General features: G+C 42.9%; 18 protein-coding genes. 3 read left to right on the forward strand and 15 right to left on the reverse strand.

What is annotated here, in order from left to right:
* Positions 1 to 9: 9 nt before the first annotated feature.
* Complete coding sequence (locus tag dnm_RS01575; protein ID WP_207680973.1) at positions 10 to 951, reverse strand: toxin-antitoxin system YwqK family antitoxin; 942 nt, start codon at positions 949 to 951, stop codon at positions 10 to 12.
* Between the two features lie 725 nt (positions 952 to 1,676).
* Between dnm_RS01575 and ansA the strand changes: the two genes are divergently transcribed.
* The 3 genes from ansA (at position 1,677) to dnm_RS01590 (ending at position 6,762) form a co-directional block, all read left to right on the forward strand.
* Positions 1,677 to 2,693 carry an asparaginase gene (gene ansA, locus dnm_RS01580; RefSeq protein WP_207680974.1) on the forward strand — a complete coding sequence of 339 codons (1,017 nt, stop codon included), beginning with the start codon at positions 1,677 to 1,679 and terminating at the stop codon, positions 2,691 to 2,693.
* A gap of 215 nt (positions 2,694 to 2,908) precedes the next feature.
* Positions 2,909 to 4,426 (forward strand): proline--tRNA ligase, encoded by a 1,518-nt coding sequence (gene proS, locus dnm_RS01585; RefSeq protein ID WP_207680975.1) that lies wholly within the window; start codon positions 2,909 to 2,911, stop codon positions 4,424 to 4,426.
* Positions 4,427 to 4,524: 98 nt separating this feature from the next.
* Positions 4,525 to 6,762, forward strand: a complete 2,238-nt coding sequence (locus dnm_RS01590; protein ID WP_337833597.1) for a RelA/SpoT family protein — start codon at positions 4,525 to 4,527, stop codon at positions 6,760 to 6,762.
* Positions 6,763 to 6,891: 129 nt separating this feature from the next.
* Here the strand turns inward: dnm_RS01590 and rpmB are convergent, their stop codons facing one another.
* From rpmB to dnm_RS01660, 14 genes are all read right to left on the reverse strand, one after another.
* Positions 6,892 to 7,083 carry a 50S ribosomal protein L28 gene (gene rpmB, locus dnm_RS01595; RefSeq protein WP_207680976.1) on the reverse strand — a complete coding sequence of 64 codons (192 nt, stop codon included), beginning with the start codon at positions 7,081 to 7,083 and terminating at the stop codon, positions 6,892 to 6,894.
* Positions 7,084 to 7,706: 623 nt separating this feature from the next.
* The gene (locus dnm_RS01600; protein WP_207680977.1) at positions 7,707 to 8,036 is read right to left on the reverse strand and encodes a DMT family transporter; all 330 of its coding nucleotides are present in this window, start codon (positions 8,034 to 8,036) and stop codon (positions 7,707 to 7,709) included.
* 684 nt (positions 8,037 to 8,720) lie between these two features.
* Positions 8,721 to 9,758, reverse strand: a complete 1,038-nt coding sequence (locus tag dnm_RS01605) for a virulence RhuM family protein (protein WP_207680978.1) — start codon at positions 9,756 to 9,758, stop codon at positions 8,721 to 8,723.
* A 766-nt stretch (positions 9,759 to 10,524) separates the two neighbouring features.
* On the reverse strand, positions 10,525 to 11,214 hold the full coding sequence (locus tag dnm_RS01610) for an outer membrane protein assembly factor BamD (RefSeq protein WP_246556164.1): 690 nt from the start codon (positions 11,212 to 11,214) through the stop codon (positions 10,525 to 10,527).
* A 55-nt stretch (positions 11,215 to 11,269) separates the two neighbouring features.
* Positions 11,270 to 12,193: a thioredoxin-disulfide reductase gene (trxB, locus tag dnm_RS01615; protein WP_207680979.1), complete on the reverse strand. Its 924-nt coding sequence runs from the start codon at positions 12,191 to 12,193 to the stop codon at positions 11,270 to 11,272.
* Positions 12,194 to 12,226: 33 nt separating this feature from the next.
* Positions 12,227 to 12,553, reverse strand: a complete 327-nt coding sequence (gene trxA / locus dnm_RS01620) for a thioredoxin (RefSeq protein ID WP_207680980.1) — start codon at positions 12,551 to 12,553, stop codon at positions 12,227 to 12,229.
* 693 nt (positions 12,554 to 13,246) lie between these two features.
* Complete coding sequence (locus dnm_RS01625; RefSeq protein WP_207678904.1) at positions 13,247 to 14,773, reverse strand: transposase family protein; 1,527 nt, start codon at positions 14,771 to 14,773, stop codon at positions 13,247 to 13,249.
* 362 nt (positions 14,774 to 15,135) lie between these two features.
* Positions 15,136 to 16,203 carry an OmpA family protein gene (locus dnm_RS01630; RefSeq protein WP_207680981.1) on the reverse strand — a complete coding sequence of 356 codons (1,068 nt, stop codon included), beginning with the start codon at positions 16,201 to 16,203 and terminating at the stop codon, positions 15,136 to 15,138.
* A gap of 458 nt (positions 16,204 to 16,661) precedes the next feature.
* A complete protein-coding gene (locus dnm_RS01635) occupies positions 16,662 to 17,924 on the reverse strand; it encodes an OmpA family protein (protein ID WP_207680982.1) in 1,263 nt (420 codons plus the stop codon).
* 552 nt (positions 17,925 to 18,476) lie between these two features.
* On the reverse strand, positions 18,477 to 19,991 hold the full coding sequence (locus dnm_RS01640; RefSeq protein WP_207680983.1) for an InlB B-repeat-containing protein: 1,515 nt from the start codon (positions 19,989 to 19,991) through the stop codon (positions 18,477 to 18,479).
* A 207-nt stretch (positions 19,992 to 20,198) separates the two neighbouring features.
* Positions 20,199 to 21,530: an SPFH domain-containing protein gene (locus tag dnm_RS01645; RefSeq protein WP_207680984.1), complete on the reverse strand. Its 1,332-nt coding sequence runs from the start codon at positions 21,528 to 21,530 to the stop codon at positions 20,199 to 20,201.
* A gap of 18 nt (positions 21,531 to 21,548) precedes the next feature.
* Positions 21,549 to 21,776 carry a hypothetical protein gene (locus dnm_RS01650; protein WP_207680985.1) on the reverse strand — a complete coding sequence of 76 codons (228 nt, stop codon included), beginning with the start codon at positions 21,774 to 21,776 and terminating at the stop codon, positions 21,549 to 21,551.
* Positions 21,777 to 22,058: 282 nt separating this feature from the next.
* Positions 22,059 to 22,634 (reverse strand): Uma2 family endonuclease, encoded by a 576-nt coding sequence (locus dnm_RS01655; protein WP_207680986.1) that lies wholly within the window; start codon positions 22,632 to 22,634, stop codon positions 22,059 to 22,061.
* 184 nt (positions 22,635 to 22,818) lie between these two features.
* Complete coding sequence (locus tag dnm_RS01660) at positions 22,819 to 23,394, reverse strand: Uma2 family endonuclease (RefSeq protein WP_207680987.1); 576 nt, start codon at positions 23,392 to 23,394, stop codon at positions 22,819 to 22,821.
* Between the last annotated feature and the right edge of the window lie 9 nt (positions 23,395 to 23,403).

The following is a 23,403-nucleotide window of genomic DNA, read 5'->3' on the forward strand; positions in this document are numbered from 1 at the left end:
GCCTGAAACTTATTGCACTTTATCATCTTTGTAAAGTTTTTCAGCTTTCAGCTTACCGTTTTGATAGTATTCCTGAGAGGTTCCTTCCCGCTTGCCATTCACATAATGACACTCAGACCGCAATTCCCCGGTTTTGTAATATTTCTTGGCTATCCCGTCCAATTTCCCATCTTTGTAAAGTCGTTCCGCTTTCAGTTTGCCGTTTTTATAATATTCTTTACTTATGCCTTCCTGTTTTCCGGCAACATAATCGTGTTCAAACCTTAGTTCCCCGGTCCCATAATATTCCTTATTGATGCCCTCCTGCTTGCCATTTTTGTAAACATGTTCCTCAAGCAGTTTGCCATCTTTGGAGTAAAACTTCATGTTTTCCTGCCAATTATCAGCATAGCTGCACTCCCAATACAGATCTCCGCTGTCATAATACCGTTTGCTCATTCCTTCCAGCTTTCCATCTTTATAAAGCCGTTCAGTTTTCAATTTTCCGCTGTTGTAGTAGTCTTTGAATAGCCCGTCCTGTTTTCCATTGACATAATTGCACTCGGATATTAACTCTCCGTTTTCACCGTAAGCTTTGCTTATCCCTTCCAGCTTTCCATCTTTGTAAAGCCGTTCGGTTTTCAATTTTCCGCTGCTGTAGTAGTTTTTGAATAGCCCGTCCTGTTTTCCATTGGCATAATTACATTCGGATATTAATTCTCCGTTTTCACTGTAAGCTTTGCTTATCCCTTCCAATTTTCCATTGCTATAATTTTTTTCCGCTTTCAACTTTCCGTTTTGGTAATATTCTTTGCATAATCCTTCCAGCTTTCCGTCAACATAATTGGACTCGAATTTCAGTTCTCCATTTTCGTAATATCCCTTGCTCGCGGCTATGACATTAACAGCAAAACTCAATGTTATCAAAACAATAAGAATACATAATGTAAGTTTTTTTTGTCGCTCAGACATTTAATCCTCCATAAAATTATTGATATTATCAACGTAAAGGACAGTTGCCCCTCACAGAACCTGCCGTGCGGTTCTCCCGCTACCGCCTCTTCATTCACACTCACTTCATCAGCTTCCTTTAACACCTGCCCCGGGATTGCTTTGCCTTATATCTCAAATCTCAAATCCCAAATCCCAAATCCCAAATCCCAAATCCCAAATCCCAAATCCCAAATCCCAAATCCCAAATCCCAAATCCCAAATCCCAAATCTCAAATCTCAAACTTTTAAGCTATTGATAGAACATCTGAATTTAAGAATAATGTCAATGTTAAAATGATTACCTTGTTTGCCTTCGGCTTTATTTCTTGATTGACATATAATTTTATTGTATAATAAAAAATAGTTGAAAAATCAAGACCTGTTCGCTTGGAAAATTGATGCTGGAAATTCAGGGGATTAGGTGTCAGGTGTCAGGTGTCAGGTGTTACTCGATGATCAATTTTTTTTCTGTCATTCCTGCGAAAGCAGGAATCCACAGCTTTCGGAAGTGCGGCATCGGCCCCAAAACGGATTCCTGCTTTCGCAGGAATGATAAGCTTTTTGTTCGAGCCAAGTCAAAAAAATTTGATCATCGAGTGTTAAGGAATTTTCATGTACCCGATCTTAAGCTTGGGAAAAAGTGTAAATTACTTTTCCAATTTCCGTGAAGGATTTCAAGTGTCGGAATGTTTTTCCAAAGAGGGATGAAAAAACAAGTTTACATTGCCTACACAGGCGGAACCATAGGAATGAAGAAGACATCGAAGGGCTATGCGCCTGTATATGGCTATCTGGAACAGCAGATGGCACTCATGCCGGAGTTCCGTGATCCTGCCATGCCGGATTACACCATTCATGAATACGTTCCCTTGCTCGACTCCTCAAATATGACACCGGATAACTGGCTGGAGATTGCTCAGGATATCGCCGCCAACTATGATAAATACGACGGCTTTATTGTGCTTCACGGGACTGATACAATGACTTATACCGCGTCTGCTTTGCCATTCATGCTTCATGGGCTGGGCAAACCGGTTATTATCACCGGGTCCCAGATTCCGCTGTGCAATGTACGAAATGACGCCAGGGAAAACCTCATTACTGCGCTGATGATTGCTTCCGGTTTTTTCATTCCCGAGGTGTGTCTTTATTTTGGCACAAAACTGTTGCGGGGATGTCGATCAGTAAAAGTCAGCGCGGATGGCTTTAATGCCTTTGCATCACCGAATTTCCCTCCCCTTGGTACGGCAGGTGTCGGAATCGAAATCAGCAAAGATTTAATCCTTAAACCGGCACCCGGGACAAAAGCTCTGGTTGTACAAAAATTCAGCGAGCCTATGGTCGGAACATTGCGGCTTTTTCCGGGAATTCCGGCAGAAATCGTAAGCAATATGCTTCAGGCGCCGCTAAAAGGACTTGTGCTGGGAACTTATGGCGTGGGCAACGGGCCTCAGGACAAACGTTTCATTGCCGCGTTGAAAGAAGCAAGTGACCGAGGGGTGGTGATCGTAAACTGCACCCAATGTCTGCAAGGAAGGGTCAGCATGGGGGATTATGTCACCGGTTCTGCCCTGGCAAAAGCCGGGGTCATCAGCGGCTTTGATATGACAACCGAAGCTGCCCTGGCCAAGCTGTTTTACTTATTCAGCGCGGGATATTCACCGGAGGGCGTTAAAAGAGAAATGCAAAAGAATTTACGCGGTGAGCTGACACTACCGTAAAGTGTCCGGTATTTTAACTCTGAGGCTTTCATGCTCCGTTGTGATCCCTCGCTTATGACTGTTATTGAAGTTTATCTGTGCATAGGATAAAAAAGATGAGCGATTAGTTTTTCCGGCAGGGAAAACACATCATCCGGGGAAAAAACCCGGGTTTCCTCCCCCATCGCAACTTTTTATCCTGTACAAAGGAAATTTACATTATTAAAAGGAACAATATGGCAAAAAAAGCAAAAACAGCAATCACACCCACAAGAACAGAAGATTATACAGAATGGTATCAGCAGGTGGTCAGAGCCTCGGATCTGGCAGAAAGATCCCCGGTAAGAGGCTGCATGGTGATCCGGCCCTGGGGTTATGCCCTTTGGGAGAACATCGTGCGGGAACTGGATGACATGTTCAAGGCAACCGGCGTTAAAAACGCATATTTTCCGCTTTTTATTCCCCTGAGTTTTCTTGAAAAAGAAGCTGAACATGTGGAAGGCTTTGCAAAAGAATGCGCAGTTGTCACCCACCACAGACTTGAAAAAGGACCCGAAGGCGGACTTGTCCCCGCGGGATCCCTCAACGAACCCCTGGTTGTCCGCCCGACTTCCGAAACCATTATTGGAGATTCTTTTTCCAAATGGGTCAGCAGTTACCGGGACCTTCCGTTACTGATTAACCAGTGGGCAAATGTGGTCCGATGGGAAATGCGGACCCGAATTTTTTTAAGAACCAGTGAATTTCTGTGGCAGGAAGGCCACACAGTTCACGCCACAGACAAAGACGCTATTGAACGTACCCGGCTGATGCTGGATGTGTATGCAAAACTTGCTGAAGAGTATCTGGCAATCCCTGTCATCAAAGGCACAAAAACCCCCTCGGAAAGATTTCCCGGAGCGCTTGACACCCTGTGTATTGAAGCCATGATGCAGGACAGAAAAGCGCTTCAGGCCGGAACATCCCATTTCTTAGGACAGAATTTTGCCAAGGCGTCTGACATCAAATTTCACTCTGCCGAAGGAACAGAAGAATACGCCTGGACAACCTCATGGGGCGCGTCCACCCGTCTGATCGGCGGACTTATTATGACTCACGGTGATGATGACGGCATCATCCTTCCGCCCAGAGTGGCATCTTCGCATGTGGTCATCATGCCCATTGCCAAGAAACCCGAAGACAGATCCAAAGTCATGGAATACACCGAAACACTGGCAAAAGAACTGAGAGAAAAATATTATCATCACCGCAGGATTCAGGTGGAAATTGACGACCGGGACGTGGGGGGACGCGGATGGGACTGGATCAAAAAAGGAATCCCCGTGCGCGTTGAAATCGGGCCCAGGGATATTGCAGATAATTCTGTGTTTATCGGAACGCGGGACAAGGAATATAAAGACAGAAGTTCATTGAAAAGGGATCAGTTTGTTGCAGAGATAACAAACATCCTGGATGAAATACAGGATACACTTTTTCAGAGGGCCTTGACATTCAGAGAAAAAAATACCATCATTATTAATGATAATAAACAATTCTATGAATTTTTCACCCCTCAGAACCAGGACAAACCGGAAATCCACGGCGGATTTTCATTATCTCCCTGGTGTGGTTCGGAAGAATGTGAGTCAAAAATAAAGGAAGACCTCAGTGTGACAATCCGGTGCATTCCCTTTGACAATGAAGCGGAAAAAGGCAATTGCATCTGTTGTGGCAAACCTGACAGCAAACAAGTTATTTTTGCAAAAGCATATTAATTGAAACTGGAAACTGGAAACTGGAAACTGGAAACTGGAAACTGGAAACCGGAAACCGAAAACTGCAAACCAGCAAATTTAGCCTCTGATATGGCGTCTTGAATTTCAAATTTCAAGTTCCAAGTTCCAAATTCCAAATTCCAAGTTTCAAGTTTCAAGTTTCAAGTTTCAAATCTCAAACTATGATTCGTATCAATGACATTATTGACAAAATTGTTGAAAATAATCCGGATGCGGAGCTGGATCTTGTAGATCGGGCGTATATTTATTCTGCCAGAGTTCATGACGGGCAGGTTCGGCTGTCCGGGGAACCGTATCTGTCCCATCCGCTTGAAGTTGCAGGAATTCTTGCGGATATGAATCTTGATGTGGTCAGCGTCGCGGCTGCTCTTTTACATGATGTGATTGAAGATACCCATGCGACTGAAGAAGAAATAAAGGAGATGTTCGGCCCGGAAGTCTGTCATATTGTGGCCGGGGTGACCAAACTCAGCAAACTCCCTTTTTATACATCACAGGCGCGTCAGGCAGAGAGCATCAGAAAAATGCTGCTTGCCATGGCAGACGACATCCGGGTCATTCTGATTAAGCTGGCAGACCGGATTCATAACATGAGGACCCTGAAATATCATAAAAAGGAAGAGAAAAAGAAAAAAATTTCTCAGGAAACCCTTGATATCTATGCTCCGCTTGCCTCACGTCTCGGTATTTACTGGATAAAAAACGAGCTTGAAGATACGTCTTTCATGTATATTGACCCCGAAGAATATTCAAAAATAGAAAGTCTGGTCAGCAAAGATAAAAAGGAACGGGAAGGGTATGTTGACACTGTCAAAAAACTGATCAGAAAAGAAATGGCAAAGGCGAATCTCAAATGTGAAGTTATCGGCAGATACAAGCATTTCTACAGCATTTCCCAGAAGATGAAAAGCCAGAGCCTTGCATTTGAGGATGTATATGACATTATTGCATTCAGAATCATCCTTGACACAAAGCCTCAGTGCTACGAAGCCCTGGGGCTTTTACACGCCTTGTGGAAGCCCATTGACATCAAATTCAAAGATTATATTGGCCGGCCCAAACCCAATATGTACCAGTCCCTCCATACCACTGTTATTGGTCCTTATGGCGAACGTATAGAAATACAGATAAGGACCTGGGAAATGGATAAAGTTGCCAAGTCCGGAATTGCCGCTCACTGGGGCTACAAAGAAGGGAAACCCATTGATGAAAGCACGGGCAAGCAGTTTGCATGGATTCAGGAACTGATTGAAAACCAGGAAAATGTCAAGGACCCGAATGAATTTTTGGAAAATGTCCGCATAGACCTCTTTCCTGATGAGGTTTATGTTTTCACACCTGTCGGGGATATCAAATGTCTGACAAAGGGCGCGACGTCCGTGGATTTTGCTTATGCGATCCATTCGGAAGTGGGGAATCAGTGTACCGGAGCCAAGGTGAACGGGCAGATGGCTCCCCTGAAATATGAGTTGAAAACCGGTGATATTGTTGAAGTTATCACAACAAAAGGACATCATCCGAGCAGGGACTGGCTTAAATTTGTCAAAACAGTAAAAGCCCGTTCCAGAATAAGACAGTGGATCAAGACTCAGGAAAAAGCGAGAAGCATTTCCTTAGGCAGGGAAATGTGCGAAAAAGCTTTTCGCAAATACCGTCTGAATTATAACGAGCTGTTAAAATCAGAAGATATGAAAAAAGCAGCGGAAGCATTTGGCTTTAAGACTGTGGAGGACCTTATTGCAAATGTCGGTTACGGAAAAATCACACCGCTTCAGCTTGTACGAAAATTTATCCCCAAATCTGATGAGTCGGAAAAAAAGAAGTCAGATTCATTCTTTGACAAGCTTATCAACCGGGTACGGAAAAAAAAGGCTGCAACAGGAGTACTCGTAAGAGGAATTGATGATATTCTGATCAGGTTTGGAAAATGCTGCCAGCCAGTTCCCGGGGATTCCATAACAGGCTACATCACCCGTGGTCACGGTGTCACCGTGCATAAAACAAACTGCATTAATGCCCTGAACATGAATTCCGAACGGCAAATCGAAGTGGAATGGAACGAGGAGGTGATTGCCTCATATCCTGTAAAAGTTCTTGTCATTTCCCGTGACAGGGTGGGACTGCTGGCTGAACTGGCAACCATTATCAGTAAAAACGGTGCCAATATACTGAATGTCAATTCCACCACCCGGGAAAGTAAGATGGTCGATAGTTTTTTTACCCTGACAGTTAAAGATACCCAACATTTGAACAAGGTACTATCGGCCATCAGAAAGATAAAAGGGATTCGGGAAGTAAAGCGGATAGACAGCTAAGGGGCTGTAAAAAAATAATCTTTCCAGTTTTGGCATCCTTCATTTACCCTGTTATCAGATGCGAATCTGATAAGTTAAGTTATTTTTTTACAAGCCCTAACTGACAAAAAAACTTTGGCTATCAGGCCGTCAGGGTGCTTTGACAACGTATCCTGACTTGATGCAATTGGTGCAAACCATCATCTTTCTGACTCTTCCCTTATGCACCGCCCGAACCCGCTGAAGGTTCGGATTAAAACGGCGTTTGTTCACATTGTGAGCATGACTCACATTGTTTCCTACCATAGGTTTTTTTCCACATATTTCACACATTTTGGACATAATTTTTTTCTCCTTTATAATTAGTATTTAACTGTCTTTCAAGTATTTTCAATTAAATGCTCATAAAACGCCAGGTTTTTTCCCCGGTCATAAAAATATTTTTAGTAGCATCTCACCGCAGCACGACGTTCCCTTCGACAAGCTCAGGGAACGTCGTGGTGCGGTGAAGGGAAACGTCGTGCTGCGGTGAGATGCTACTAATATGCCGCCCTTACAGGGCTTGGTCTGCCCTCCCCTGAATCCGTTATCATCAGCAAAAGAATATCTCCCGCTGATGGATTTAATTTTTATCGTATAAACTTTGAAATGTCCAGAAAGAAAATAAGACAGAAAACGGATCAAGAACCAAATCATTTTCATTTAACTCGATGATCAAGTTCTTTTCTGTTATTCCGTTCGACTGAGTTCACGCCGAAGCCTGCGAAAACAGGAATGACAAACTGTTTGTCCGAACAGGTCAAAAAACTTGATTATCGAGTTTAAGGGAGCAAGGCGTGTGTTTCCCATAAGAAATTCTCACCTCATCAATATTCATAGCGAATAAAGTCATCGGCAAATGAGGGCTTCCGCTTCCCATTAGTCCGCCGCACTGTCATGTTGGCAGTCTGTAAGTATCCGATGGGCTATGTATTCGAAAGATTCTCACTAAAATTCAGCATGATAACTCCGATAACAATTATCAGAATTGAAATAATTTTCATTATACTGACAGGTTCTTTAAAATAGGTCATGCCTATTACCGAGACCAATAAGATTCCTATGCCGGCCCAGAGGGCATATACGAAACTCAGATCAAAATGTTTAAGGGCAAAAATAAATATGCTGAAAGAAACACCATAAAAAACAAAAGTTAAAACTGACGCATATAAATTTGAGAACCCGTCTGACAGTTTCATACAGGTTGATCCGCAGATCTCTGAAAAGATGGCTATTGACAAAAGCATCCAACGCATAAATATCTCCTTCTTATGTTGCGGTGTCTTTACCATGAAAACAATTTCTGAAAAGCCGGTTTTTTATTTGTTTTCACTGAAAATATTTTCATAAACAGGGGTAAAAAACCCGGCTTTTTTATGAGCGTTTCATATGTCTTTAAATAACTCAATAATTTTGATGAGACTGCTAATATTAAACTGACTTGCACAAAAGGGTGGCCCGAGTTCAGCACCGGATGAGCATCCGTTTTTGTTACTATTTTTTTGAAAAATACGGGCATCCTTCACAAAAGCTGAAAAGCAGTTCACACTTTTTCCGGGTTGTAAAACAATTTGCAAAATTGTTTTACAGTGAAGTGTAAACTGTCAGATGAAAGATGCCAAGTATATCTAATGATGGTCAGCACATTTGGATTTACGACGTGAAATTTCATTTGCCTGGTTCAGCAAAGATTTTTTTCCTTTCAGCATCAGTTTTCTTGCCTCAGCACTCCCGCCGGATTGGCAAAACTGGCGGCTCGGATTTGTCAATCCGAGCCGAGCAAAGGGGGGGACGGACTTAAAAAATGGTGTACTAGGGAGAATCCCGGTCAGAGTTATGGTCTGCTGCTTATTATCTGATAACGATGCTGCTTTCATTGATCTCTTTCTTTTATCCTAACACCTAGCGGCAGGGCTTTTTCCGTCCGCTCAAACGACAGGTTATGTGCTGTTTTTGTTTTTTTCAAGCTGTCTGGCTATTTGCTCAAATTCTTTATCATCTTTCTGTTTATCATATTCAAGTCTTTTGAGATTGAATTTTTCATATTCTGTCACAGCCAGATTTTTTGCGATTTCCATAGAAACTTTTCCTGCATTTTTAAGAATATCTTTTTCGTTAAATTTGAGAAAAGCGTCCAATTTCTCTTTCCATTGTCTCATATAAACAGGCTGTCTCTGTTCTGCCTGCATCTCTGCATAATCAAGATACATGGTCACGATACGGTTTAGCTGACGGATTTCGTTTTCCCTGAGGTAATTCTTGCCGATGGTGACATCGGATTTCCTCAGTTTCGCTCCCTTCCACGATGTGAGCCCCATATTCGGTTTGTCCGCGTCCGCACGTTCTGCAATCAGTTCGGCAGCCGTTTTTCCGGTAATTGCCCAGTGAAGTTTGTTCTGCACAATTTTGAAGAACTCCTGTGTTTCCTCAGCTTTGGAGTCATAATCTATGGCGAGCTTGTAAATATCTCTGATTTTCTGATAGAAACGTTTTTCCGAAGCACGGATATCTCTGATCCGTTCCAGCAGTTCATCAAAATAATCACCTGCAAAACTTTGCCCCTCTTTAAGACGTTCATCATCAAGCACAAACCCTTTTATCATATATTCCCGAAGTCTTTCGGTTGCCCATTGTCTGAATTGTGTCCCTCGGAGTGAGCGTACGCGGTAACCGACAGACATTATCATATCGAGATTATAAAAATTCGTCATATATTTTTTATTATCCGAAGCAGTTATTCGGAATTTCCGAATAACTGAATTTTTATTTAATTCACCTTCTTTGAATATGTTCCCGATGTGTTCACTGATTGTCGGAACGGTTACCTGAAACAATTCAGCCAGCATTTTCTGTGACAACCATACAGTTTCTTCTTCCAATCGGACTTCTATTTTGCTTTTTCCATCTTCAGTCTGATACAATAAAATTTCTGATGAAGTCGCCTGTTTTTCAGAGATAATAATATCTTTATTGTCCATTCAATTCTCCAAATTTAAGCACAAATTTAAGCACATAACACAGAATTCAGCGGTTTGTAACACATAGCGCAGCCGATCCCTTAGCATTTTGAACATTGAATATTCGCTCAATTTCTTCCTGATTGCATACAGGGTGAAAGAACATTTTTTGGATTTCTATTTCGTTCATATTCATCTTTTAAATCCAACCTTGGATTATGCGGAAACATCGGGCATCTACATATAGATGCCTGAGAAGCATCTACTACAGCACTTTGTAAATACGTCACCCCCTCTTCGGAACACAACAGGCTGATTTTATATGAACAGCCAAAGTCAATCAGGGGGGTGACGAACTTTCAAAGTGGTGTACTACATATAGATGCTTTTGGGAATTTCCACACTTCCGTCCGAAAAAGCATCTGCATCTGGATGCAAGCATCTGTATCCGAATACAAGCATCTGTATTTACGTTTGTTCTGGCATGATTTTTGTGAAGGAGATTCTGTCGGAAAAAAAGCCGTTTTCAAGGCTGAAGGCCGTCCGGACATTCCGATTTCGAGCCGGGCCAAACCTGAATCTGACGACTATGGAATGAAAACTTTTGCAGGCAGTGAATTTCGGGTTAACATTTAAAAATATTCATCTCCGTTTTCCCCGGAATGACAGCATCTTAAAATCGTCATTCCGAGGAAAGTCGGAAAACGGATGTTTTCTGATTTTAAACCGAAATCCGCTGGTGGTTACAGAGCGTATTGAAGCGGGCCGGATCTGCTGAAACGAAAACTTATTCTTTTAACTCAGCTTTGCACAAAGTAACATATCGTCGGGCATCCTGCTGAATTCCGACATCAGGATAAACAGAAAGGACAGTTTCAAATCGTTTTAAAGCGGCTTTGTAATTTTTGTTCTTATAATAAAATCGCCCCACATAGAATTCATGTTCGGCAAGATTTTTTTTACATTTTCTGATGGGTTTTTCAGCTTTTTTGGCGTAAACATCTTTGGGAAACTGCCTGAGCAGGCGGCTGAATATGTCCATAGCCTTCTGAGTGGTCGTCTGATCCCTGTCTATCCCCTCCAGTTGTTGAAAATAGCAATGCCCGATCTGATAAATAACATAGGGTATTGCCTCATTACGGGGATGAAGGGCTTCAAACGCTTCATAAGCGAACACAGCCTCCTCATACTCTTTTAAATGGTAGTGCGCATCCGCTATCTTCAGTTCCGCGAGGATTGCAAATTTGCTGAAAGGATACCAGTCCTTCAGCTTTTCAAAGGATTCTATTGCCCCCCTGTATTTTTCTTTGGCAAAATATGCCATGCCTTCGCTTGCAAGTTCTTCCGCGGATTTTTCCTTTTTGACTTCAAACAATGCACAGCCTGAGAATATAAATAATGAAATAATGCTGAACAAAACCAGAATCTTTAAGTAAAATCGGTTTTTCATCATGAGTACAGATACTATTTCGTTCATTTTTCCAGAAAAAAAATCAGTTCGATTCATTTTATTAATAAGCCCCTGAAACGAATCAGAAATTTTCGATATAATGTTCCGCTGAAAAAGCAGCAATCGCAGCATCGCCGACCGCGGTCACAATCTGACGCAGGGGAGTATTTCGCGCATCACCTGCCACAAACACACCGGGTACCGAGGTACTCATGTCTGCATCCGCAATAATAAATCCGAATTCATCCTGTCTGAGGGCATCCCCCAGGAACTCGGTATTGGGAAGAATCCCTATCCATATAAAGCACCCGTCCACAGCAAGATTCTTTTCCTCACCGCTTTTGACATTCTTTACAGTGATCTTCTCAACATTGGTCAGGCCATCCATACGGGTCAGCACGGAGTCCCACAGAAATTCAATCTTATCATTGGCCAATGCCCGTTCCCGCAAGATACCAGTTGCTCTGAGTTCATCTCTCCTGTGGATCAGATACACTTTTTTCACAAATTTGGTAAGGAATATACTTTCCTGAACAGCCGTATCACCGCCGCCCACGGCCGCGACAACACGGTCCCTGAAAAAAGGTCCGTCACAGGTGGCACAGGAGGATACACCTTTGCCAAAAAAGACATCTTCACCAGGAACACCCAGTTTTCTGGGCGAAGCCCCCGTGGCAATAATTATCGCACGAGTTGTGACGGTTTTGTCATTCAGTCTGATTGTTTTTATTTTTTCGGACAACTCCAGGGAGAGAACTTCATTGTTTTCAATTACAAGACCAAACTGTTTTGCCTGTTCGGTCATTTTCTGAACCAATTCAAATCCGCTGATTCCTTCGGGAAACCCGGGATAATTCTCAACCCAGTCCGTTATAAGGACCTGTCCGCCGGTCGAAATTTTCTCTATCAGAATCACATTCAACTTGGCCCTGGCCGCGTAAAGTCCGGCAGTCAGACCGGCCGGCCCTCCCCCGATAACGACAAGATCATAATCTGTTTTTTCCATTATCTGTTCCCCTGACTAAATAAAAAACGGAGTTTAAAGTAGATTGTTTAATGAATCTTCAAGCTTGGATTTTGCCACCATGCCTGTTATTTTCTCCACATCTTTTCCATCTTTGAAGAAAATAAGCGTGGGGATCGCTCTGATTTCATATTTGCCAGGTGAGACAGGATTATCATCAACATTGCATTTTGCAAATTTAATTTTATCGCCAAAATCGGCCGCAAGTTCCTCAACCATAGGGCCTATGGCTTTACACGGACCGCACCACGGGGCCCAGAAATCAACCACTACCGGTATGCCTGCCTCTAGGACTTCCTTATCAAAACTGCTGTCATTAATTTCCACAACACCTTCTGCCATGATGTTATCATCCTTTCTTACCATAAACATAAAACATATTAAAAAAAGGCATCCCTCATTTGTCTGTTCACGCGTGACTGTCAGCAGATCAAAAAAATTCGCGCTTCAGCCCCGAGGCAGTCTGTCATGCCGGACTCTCTGATTCTACAGAGACCGCCTCAGGGCGGAACCGCGAACGGGGTCTGAATTTTTAGTTATTTTCAATCTGCTGACGATAGAACAATTTTGTAAATTGTTTGAAACCATTTGCAAAATTGTCTGCCCGTCGTCATATGAGAAATACCTAAAAAAACTGAAACTTACATTTTAGGGGGATAAAAACTTTCTTTTGGTTTTTTTACAATTTTTGACTAAGGGTCTGTAAAAAAATAACCTTTCCAGTTTTTGCATCCCTCATTTATCCTGTTATCAGATGCGAATCTGATAATTTGTTCAAGTTATTTTTTTACAAGCCCTAATGTATCAAATATAGTGACACTAACATACATTGTCAACTTTTTAACAGTGCTGAAGCATGAGTTTTTATTCAGCAGTTATTTGGGAGCAAAAAACAATAAAATTTGCTCGTGATAATAAATTCATATACTGAATTACTTTCAGAGATTTTTAATGATGACTATACAGCAAAAAAATGTTATATATGCACACACCTCTCCCTCAGATGTCACGTCTTTATATATTTTCGATGCAGGACTAAGCCAGACGAAGCTGAAAGTTTTTGTTCAGTCGCCTGAACACTGTTTCCTCATCCGGCCACGGGCCGGAAACTGTTTCACGAATAAATCTGATAAAACCTTTCAGGCCATGATTTTTAACTGTTTTTATAAGGCATTCGGAATACTGGGCAAGAATGGTGAACAGATGACCGGTTTTCATCAGATAATGATATCCTTTCATGGCACTCCAGTTGTAAGAAAAACAGTGTTCATAATTATACCCGTGACGTTTTTCAACAAGTATGCCGGTTTCAATACCCCATCGGTGACGTGCTCCCATATTACAGCGTTCGTGAACATTGCCGTAGTTAAGCGGTTCGCTGGAAATCCAGGCATGACGGGAGGTCATGATCTCAGTCTCCGCATTTTTATTAACCTTTTCCCATGTCTCCTCACATACGACAACATGGATCACAATTTTGCGCCTGTATTTCTCTCCGTACCGGTATTCCAGTCCGTTCACCCATTCAAAATGCTGTTTACGATTCCCCCATTTCCTGTTTGCCCTGTTGCCTTTCTCAAGTCCTCTGAGCGAGTTGAATTCCTCCCACACACTGCGCAGACAATTGTCTTTCAGGACAATCATGAACTGCCATTTGTTCTCTGCGCACAACTCCGCCACAGGGCCGTTGGCATAAAGACCGTCAAGCAGCAATATTACCGGAAGACGGGGAAATTTCTTTTTCAGACGCCTCATCAGTCTGTGAAAAGCCTTCAGCTCACAGTCCTGTTTGTTGTTATCCGTATCTCCTTCCGGATAACTCAGAAATTCACTCATAAGGGGAATTGTCATTCCGTTATGAAATGCAAGGCAGGCTTCCAGCACATAGACATAATACTGCCTCCGCTCACTTTTCCCGATCTTGCGTTCCAGACATTCCTCACTCCATATCTCACTTCTTACAAACTTCTGTGTCCCGTCAACAGCCACAGGATAACAATTGCCGATCAGATAACGACGGAACTTTTTATTCCTGACAAACCGGCGGACCAGTTCAATATAAGCTTCTTCAATCTCGGCAACTTCAATTGCGGAAAGAAGACGCATCAGTGTGTCATTATGCGGCAGATCAGCAAGTTCAGGAAAATACAGCCGAAGATTTTCCATAAACATCGGACGGGTCATCTCCCGATTTGCCTCACGCCGGGAACTCATCTGGAATACAAAGGTAAGTATTCCGTAAATCAGAATGACCGTCATCTTATGTTTGCACTTTTTCGGATTTCTCGGGTCCTGAATCTTCCTCAGGCGTTTCAGAAGGACCGGAAGATGAGCTTTTATAATTTTCATTTGCTCTGTAAGCGCCTCTTCACGTTCCGCTTTTTCTTCCGCCACTGTCTTACAGGCACATTTGCAGTTCGGAAGGGAGTCCCGGGATGCAGGTTTCAGACCTTCTGTTTTCTGATGCTCGCGCAGTTGCTTTTCAACCTTTTTTTTCTCCGCTCTCTGATTTGTCAGTTCAGCGGTGTCAGGACGGCCGGATGCTGTCTGTTTTTCAGGCATGATTTTTCCTTTCTGATGCAATATAAATATCTGATGCAATATACATGCCAATATAATACAAAAAATAAATTTTGTCTTCCCCAAAAAACAGCGCGACAAAAAAAATTAAGGTTTTAATTAAAGCTTTGTGTATCAACGAATTAAATTTCATGCTTCAGAACTGACTTTTTAAACCGTTGTTCAGGGCTTGTCCGAACAGAGATGCCATCTCACCTGAAACAGAATATGTAAAGGGGCAATCCGTTCCGCGGCTGCCCCTTGTATAATTGGCACTTTGAATTTGTATTGCTTGGTCAGCAAGGCATTGAGACTTCCGAAATTTTCAAAACAGGGGAAGTCTCAAAACCCTCTGATTTTATGTCCTAACGAATCGGATGCAGTTCAACCCGCCGGTTCTGCGCCCGACCTTCTTCCGTGTCGTTCGAAGCCGCAGGTATGGAGAACCAGTAACCTATCGTGGAAAGTCGTCCGGAGTCAATTCCCCTCTGTACGAAATAATTATACACCGCTTTGGCACGTCTTTCGGAAAGCGGTTTATTATATCTCTTGGAACCGATATTACAGGTATGACCCTGGATTTCTATATTCAGATACGGATTTTCCTTGAGAACCTTCACGACGTTATCCAAGTCAGGATAATACTGGGGTCTGATTTCTGACTTGTCGTAGTCAAACAGAAGATTTTCAATTACCCAGCATCCTCTTTCATTCACAAAAGCAGCCTTTGGCGTATCCGGGCAGTCATCATCCTGGTCACATACCCCGTCATTGTCCGCATCAGGACATGGTGTCGGTATGGGTTTAACCTCTTCCACAACCGGCGGTTCTTCTTTAGGTGTTATCACTTCAGGTTCAACTTCAACAGGTTCCGGCGGAACCTCCTCTTCCTCAGGCAGGCAATAGGCAGACAAGAGCATGTTGAATTCTTCGGGGCTGTATGCTGTTGCCTTTGTTCCGAAAATAATCTTTCCACCTTCGACTTTTGCATAACTGGGGGGATCTGTCATGCCTTTTGCAGATTCCAGCGGAAAAGTTATTCCGTAACCTTCTAAAATCGTGTTTAATACGTCCGGACTATATGCCGTGGCCTTTGTCCCGAAAACAGCTTTCCCATTTCTGATTCTGACAAAGCTCTTCGAAGCCTTCTGTACCTGCGGCACAGCTTCGGATAAGAGTGCGAGTCCGTAACCATTCAGAATTCTGTTTAAGGTGTTCGGACTGTACGCTGTGGGACTTTTTCCAAAAACAATTTTCCCGTTTTTAACCCTTGCATAATTTGCGGTGACTTTTCCTGCTTTTACAGCGTCCGCAGTCAGTTCCGGAACAGAGCAGTCTGGTTTGAACATGGCCAGCCCGTTCTGACTGGCAAACCCGACCAGCAGCATGGTGCTGATCATTACATAACCCAATACTTTTAACCATTTTTTCATCTTTCTTACCTCCTTAACTTTGTTAATTAAAAAAACATTTCCTCCTTATTAAAACCTCCTTATATTAAAAAAATCAAAATTTCAACCCCTAAAAAAGTGTCGGGGTGTTAAGTGTTAGGTGTTAGGTGTTAAGTGTTAAGTGTTAAGTGTTAAGTGTCAGAACAACAAGTCATGCACCCTAACACCTTAACACCTAACACCTTAACACCTAACACCTGGGGTGATGAAAATGTCACAAACCGGGCTGACAATTGCGATCCCATTTTTATTCCGCAAATTTTTATGACTTAAAAATCAGGCAGTTAAAAAATGCGGGGAACAAAAACGGGATCAGCTTTTTCAGAGCCTTGGAAACATTTTCATCACCCCACCTAACACCTAACACCTTAACACCTAACACCTAACACCTTAACACCTTAACACCTTAACACTTAACACCTTAACACCTGACACTTTTTTTAACGAATCCGTGTGAATTCGGCCCTCCGGTTTGAAACCCGGCCTTCTTCGGTCTTATTGGAAGCGCTCGGAACAGTGAGACCATGACCTGCCACCGTGAGCTGTGCAGGACGCACGCCTTTGTTGACCAGATATTTCATCACTTCCGTGGCCCTCAGATGAGAGAGTTTCATATTATATTTTTCTGTCCAGATATTACAGGTATGACCATGAATTTCCACTTGTGAGCTTGAACATTTGATCATCAGATCCGCAATTCTGTCCAGTCCGTTATAAAATTCCGGTTTGATATCCCATTTGTTCAGATCAAACTGAACTTTCAGGCGCAGTGCCTGGTTAAGCAGTTCACAGGGTGACGGTGCCCTGGGTTTCACTATTCTCGGTGCCCGAGGCTTAGGTTTGGGCTTCATCCTGTCGCCACGGTGAAAAATATCATAGGCCCAGTCTTCCATGGCTTTTTCAGGAACCAGATCATCCGCGGTGATCGCATATCCGCACTCGCCCGCTTTGGCAACCCGCTCCATCAGGTCTTTGCCAAAAGGAAGGTCTCCTACCAGACAGGTATATATACAGATTCTGTCTCCGTATCGGGCTTTGATTCTTTTTGCAGCTTCTATGGGATCCCCCTGATATATTTTGCCGTCGCTGACAATCACCAGCGACAATAATCCCGTGGTCGGGGCAAAATCATCGCTTGCCGCATCAATGGCAAGGGCCATGGGACTTTTTCCCCCGGCCCATCTGACTGTTTCAATGGACCTCGCGTAATCAGGTCTGGAATAGGGTCCCATATCATAAAGAAGAGCTGTTTTTCTGCTGAAAGCCCCGGCTTCAAAGCCGTACCGCCTGAGTGCGCCGGTCAGGGGCCGGGGAGGCGTTTTCTGATTCAGACGCCTGACAATATCTTTGGCAATCTTCAGTTTAACCTTCCCGCTGTACGGAAGATACTTGGACCCGGACGCGTCAAGGATGACCAGAAAAGTATTCACAAACTTTTCCATATACTCACCCATTTCCAATTTTTCCGGGTCCAAAATAAATGATTCCGGTGACTGAGTCCGGGGTGCTGATATCTGACGGACTTGCTGCGGGGCTGTTCCGTAGCTGTCCGCTCCGCTGGCCTTATAGATGCCTGCACCGCCGGTGTTATATCTGGTCAAGCCACCGGTATCAGCGTTTCTTTGCGGTTCACTTCCGGCACAGGCGATCAGAATCATACTGATCATTATAAAAAATAATACTTTAAAACAGATTTTTGTCATCCAGTTACCTCCTGTCAAGTTATGAATTAGGGGGGTTGCAAGTTGCATGCTGATCATTATTTTTCAATACGCAACATTCACAATAAAAATTTCTATTTCATTTATTTAATTACGTTTTTCGGAGTTATACTCAGAATGCATCCGAAACCTCCGCGATCTTTTTCCCCTGATCCTGTCCGCTTTTAAATAAATGCAAATGAATTTGTTTCTTTCCATAACTGAAAATCAGGTGATCAAGCAAGCGTTTCTTATAAAATTTTAATTCACGGATATAAGACATATCAAAATCAGCTTTATAAACATAAATGGTCATGAAAAATCCGATTTTTTCACCCCCGGACATGAAAATAAAAAATCCGATTTTTTCAGAATGTATTTTTATGGTAAAATAATGCCCCAAGATGAATTTCAATATTAAAAAATTTCAAGCTGTTTTATTTAACCAATTAATGATATTATAGGTATTTTAAAAGTTCAAGTTCTTTTGCACGGATATTACTGTGATATTGAGTGATATGCAAGATCAATTTCTTAATACGGCTGATTAACCCGTCAAATATTCCAAAGGGCTATTTTAAAATTTAATTTGGCAGGAATGATCTCTATATTTTCTTTAATAAATATGAGCAAAGCTTTTGTATTCTCATCTAAATTTCCACTGCTGTCAATGCGGTCCATTAACCATTCAGCTTTTTCATCGCTGATATCTTCCGGGAACTGACGACCTTCTGAAAGATAATGACTTATGGTTTCCACAAAGAACGTCTTCCAGGCCGGAGAGGTGGCTCTTCCAATTATCATCTGGTTCAAATCAAAAATAAAATCAGAAATGGCACGGTCTTCTGTTTCCGATTTTGCTCTGGTCTCTATGATTTTTTTCATCATTTCAATTTTTGGGGTATCAAGGGTAATACCTTTATATATAATTGTCTTAAGTTCCAAAAGAATCTGAGATTGTTTGTTATCCTTTTCCTGCTCCCGGACTGGCATCATATTTGACAGATGGATTTGTATCTGATCCAGACAATGGCTGATTTCATTTAATTTTTGTTCCATCCCCTCCATTCTGTTTTCAAATTTATCCAAAATCGTTGAATCCCGATTTCCTGATGTATAAAACAGAGCCGAATCTTTCATAAAAACAGCTATGATTTTCTTATCCGTGTCCATAGTTACGGAAGCCGGATTTTCCTTTCCTTTTAAATCCCCTTCCCAGTGATCAAACACATAACCTTCCGTTACAACGGCCATTACCCGGACATTTTCAGACCGCATGAACTTGCCGGACCCGTCAACCCGGCCTCCTTCTTTTGGAACAGCTTCGGCTGTCAGTAAATATTTCTCTATGATCTCAGCTTTGGATCCCGGGGGATCAAATTCTTTTTTCAATTCCTGACCGACATCTCTCATCCGCCTGGGGCGATCTTCCGGTTTTTTTGCTGTTGCTTTTGTATGCCATTCAGTGTGTTTTAATTCAGGATGAAAATGCGCCACGGTTTTGGCAAATGCGTAAATATCAGCCCTGGACGTGACATTGTTCTGCTCTGTGACCTCCGGCGCACAGAATTTTCCGACCTTTTTTATCGCCAGGTCATTACCAGCTTCAAGAAGCGGCGCGTATCCGAAATTTATCAAAAATATCTCATCATTGATTAAAACAAAATGATCAGGGCTGACATACCCATGAACCAGATTTCTATTATGCAGATAAAAAAGCTGCTCCGCGGCGTTGAGCCACCATTCCAAGGCTTTTTCCGGCTTTTTAATAATGGCTTTGGAAAGCGGTTCAAAAGGCACCGCCTTATAAACAGCAGCCAGCCGCGTATCCTCATCACTCAGCGTGTATTCTGGGAGAAATAATTTGCTTTTGCTGGCTGATCGGAGGTTATCAAAAAAATCAAACAGCAATTCGATCTGGTGCGGAGGAAGTTCCGCACAGAGTATCTGAAGGACCACGGTGTTACCTCCGGAGCGGTCTCTGGCTTTCACCCATCGGAAAAACGGGTCTTTTCTGATATTAGCCGTAATGTCGTACTTGCCGAGGATAAAATGTTTCTTATCAGCCATGGTAAAAGTGAGAAAAGAGAAGTGAGAAAAGAAGATTTTAATTTCCTGTTTACTCGATGTTCAACTTTTTTTTTGTCATTCCTGCGAAAGCCTGTCATTCCTGCGAAAGCAGGAATCCCCTTTTGCCAACGACTGCCGACAAAAAGGCAGTGGATTCCTGCTTTCGCAGGAATGACAGAGAAAAACTTGATTATCGAGTGACACAGTTTACTTGTTTTGCCAATTACTTGTTTTGCCAATATCCTGAAACTGCATTCCCAGGTCTGCCGCTGCTTTTACACCTAACAGTTGCAACATGGTCAGCGCATTGTCACTTGCCGCTCCCTGTCCCTGTCCCATTCGGACAAACGGCACAAGCTGCGCTTTTGACATATTCTGATATTTGGCGATTTCAACTTCTTTCCACGCGGCCAGCTTCTTTTCAAAAACCAGTTGCGGATCAAGCGCGTTTGCAGCGGCTTTTGCCCGAACATTTGCCAGTACTTCCAACCCCTGAGCTTCTTTTCTCTGGAGTTCCAGTATTTCGTCCTGTTCAAGCTTACGCTGGCGGGCCACCTCAACTTCCCGCTTCGCGTCAATGATGGCAACGGACGACTCTTTTTCCGCCCTGATTTCCGCCTGGATTTTTTCTTTTTCCGACACAGCCCGGGCCTCTGCGATAATTTTATCTCCGAGCGCCTTTGCTGTTTCCGCTTCCTGCTGGGCTTTCTTCAAGTTCTGGCGAGCCAGGGCCTCATCCGCGGCCGCCTGTTTCTGCGCCATTAACCGCTCATTTACTCTTGGTTCATAATCCACTTCTTCAATTGAAGCTGAAATCACTGAAATGCTGTATTCTGCAAGATGATTTTTTGTGCGGACATAGTCACCTTTTTCATCTTTTTTCTTAACCACCAAAACCCGCTGACGTCCCCTGAGCGTTTCCTCCTCATCATCCTCAGTGTCCTGCCTTGATCTCCTCGGCAGAGGTTCGATGACCTGATCAATAACAAAAATACCGTTTCTTAATTGGTCATCAAAATCGAGGCTCATTTGTCCCGCGCCCCCTGAATAATGTTCTTCCACAGACATGGTGCGGGCCGACGCCTTGGCAGCTTCCACAACAACACGCTCCAGCAAATTGGAGATCAATGCTCCCTGACTGCCAAACTCTCTGTGGATGTTAATCAGATGCTCCTGAGTGGTCGGAAGCCGAAACCGTGCAACCCCCTTGGCCTCTCCGAGGGATGTGTCCAGAAAGCGCACCTTGATCATAGGGATTACGGATGTTGCGGTTATTCCTTCGCTTCCCGTGAAATTTACAGCAACCACTTTTTTGTAATGGTGAGATGTGCCAAAAAATCGTAAATAAGGGCCGGGTTTTGTGATGACACTCAGTTTTCCTGTGACAGACTGAAGCACAATGGACGAGTCCGCCTCGTTTGAATCAATGGTTTGAAAAAACAGAAATAATCCTGCGATGATGGCAGCGACCAGGATGCCGAATTTTGTCAATAATGTCCTGTTTCCCGAAAGCACTGTGTCTAATCCCTCTTTTGTCATAACAGACCTCCTTTTTCTTTATGATTTATCCAATTGTTCCTGAATCTCCTGAAGAATCTCATTTACTGCCTCTCTGTGTTCGGCAGGAACTTCCAGAATGGAAATCTCGCGCGTGATAATCGCATCAACCAAATCATCACACGTCATCTCACTGATTTGCTTTGATCTTTGTTCCTGTTTGTACCAGTTTACGGCATAAACGATTGTAGCAATTGCCAGCATTACTAAAACAAATTTAATCATCATTACACAGAACCTCGTATTCTGAAATTTATCATGAAAACAGATCACCTTCGAAACCAATTCATCATACCTTTATTAAATTTTTTGTCAATATTTTTATATTAATTTCAAGTAGTAATCTTTTTTTTAAATAAACGCTCACGAAAAAGCCGGGTTTTTCGCCCCCGGTTATGAAAATTATTTTCAGATAAAAAACCCGGCTTTTCAAAATGTATTTTCACGGTAAAGTCTGTAGCTTTTAAAAGAATGTTTTTTTCATCAGAGAAATCCGATTTGTTTTGCACATCAGATATCTTCAATCTTATCATAAACCTCTGAAAGTTTCAGTTCACATCCGATGCTCTCCAGAATAATCGTCGGATTTTCCTCATCAGATTCCGTGAGCAGCCATTGCCGTTTTTCAGTTCTGGCATATTTTTCAATCTTCCGGCAGTTCTGGGAAATCAGCACATATTCCCTCAGCGAGTCCAGCTTTCTGTAATTCTCAAACTTTTTGCCTCTGTCATAGCTTTCGGTCGAATCGGAAAGCACTTCGATGATCACATCCGGATTCAGCAGCGTTTCCTGTTTCTCATCCCCGAATTTTTCCTCCCCGCAGACCACCATTACATCCGGGTATGTGTACAATCCCGAAGCTTCGATTTTCAGGCGCATGTCACTCGGATACGCTATGCACGGTTTCTTTATTAACTGATAGTTTAATCTGCCTATAATATTCGAAACAATGATATTATGCCTTCTCGAAGCGCCGGCCATGGCAAATACTTCGCCTTGGTAATACTCATTTTTTGTCTCCGAAGCCCTTTCCAGATCAAGATATTCCGCCTCGGAAATCATCGGAACTTTTGCTTCCTGCCGCATTTTTCAATCTCCTTTTCACTCGATGTTCAAGTTTTTTTCTGTCATTCCTGCGAAAGCAGGAATCCACTGCTTCCGGAAGCGTGGCCTCTGCCCAGAATGGATTCCTGCTTTCGCAGGAATGACAGGCTTTTTAGTCGAATCGGGTCAAAAAACTTGAACATCGAGTTTTCATGCTTCTGTTATATCAGATTCCCTCAATCTTATCATAAACCTCCGAAAGTTTCAGCTCACATCCGATGCTTTCCAGAATGATGGTCGGATTTTTCTCATCAGATTCCGTGAGCAGCCATTGCCGTTTTTCAGTTCTGGCATATTTTTCGATCTTTCGGGAGTTCTGGGAAATCAGCACATATTCCCTCAGCGAGTCCAGCTTTCTGTAATTCTCAAACTTTTTGCCTCTGTCATAGCTTTCGGTCGAATCGGAAAGCACTTCGATGATCACATCCGGATTCAGCAGCGTGTCCTGTTTCTCATCTCCGAATTTTTCTTCCCCGCAGACCACCATCACATCCGGATAGGTGTATAACCCTGTCCTTTCAATTTTCATCCGCATGTTAGTAAGATACGCTGCACACGGCTTCTTTTTCAACTGGGAGCCAAGCTCGCCGATGACGTTCACAACAATTATGCAATGTTTTTCCGAAGCGCCGGACATGGCAACCATTTTCCCCTCTCGGTACTCGTTTTTTGTCTCCGAAGCTCTTTCCCGTTCAAGATACTCCGCCTCGGAAATCATCGGAACTTTTGCTTCCTGTTGCATTTTTCAATC

It is taken from the genome of Desulfonema magnum (genome assembly GCF_017377395.1).
Lineage (GTDB): Bacteria > Desulfobacterota > Desulfobacteria > Desulfobacterales > 4be13 > Desulfonema_C > Desulfonema_C magnum.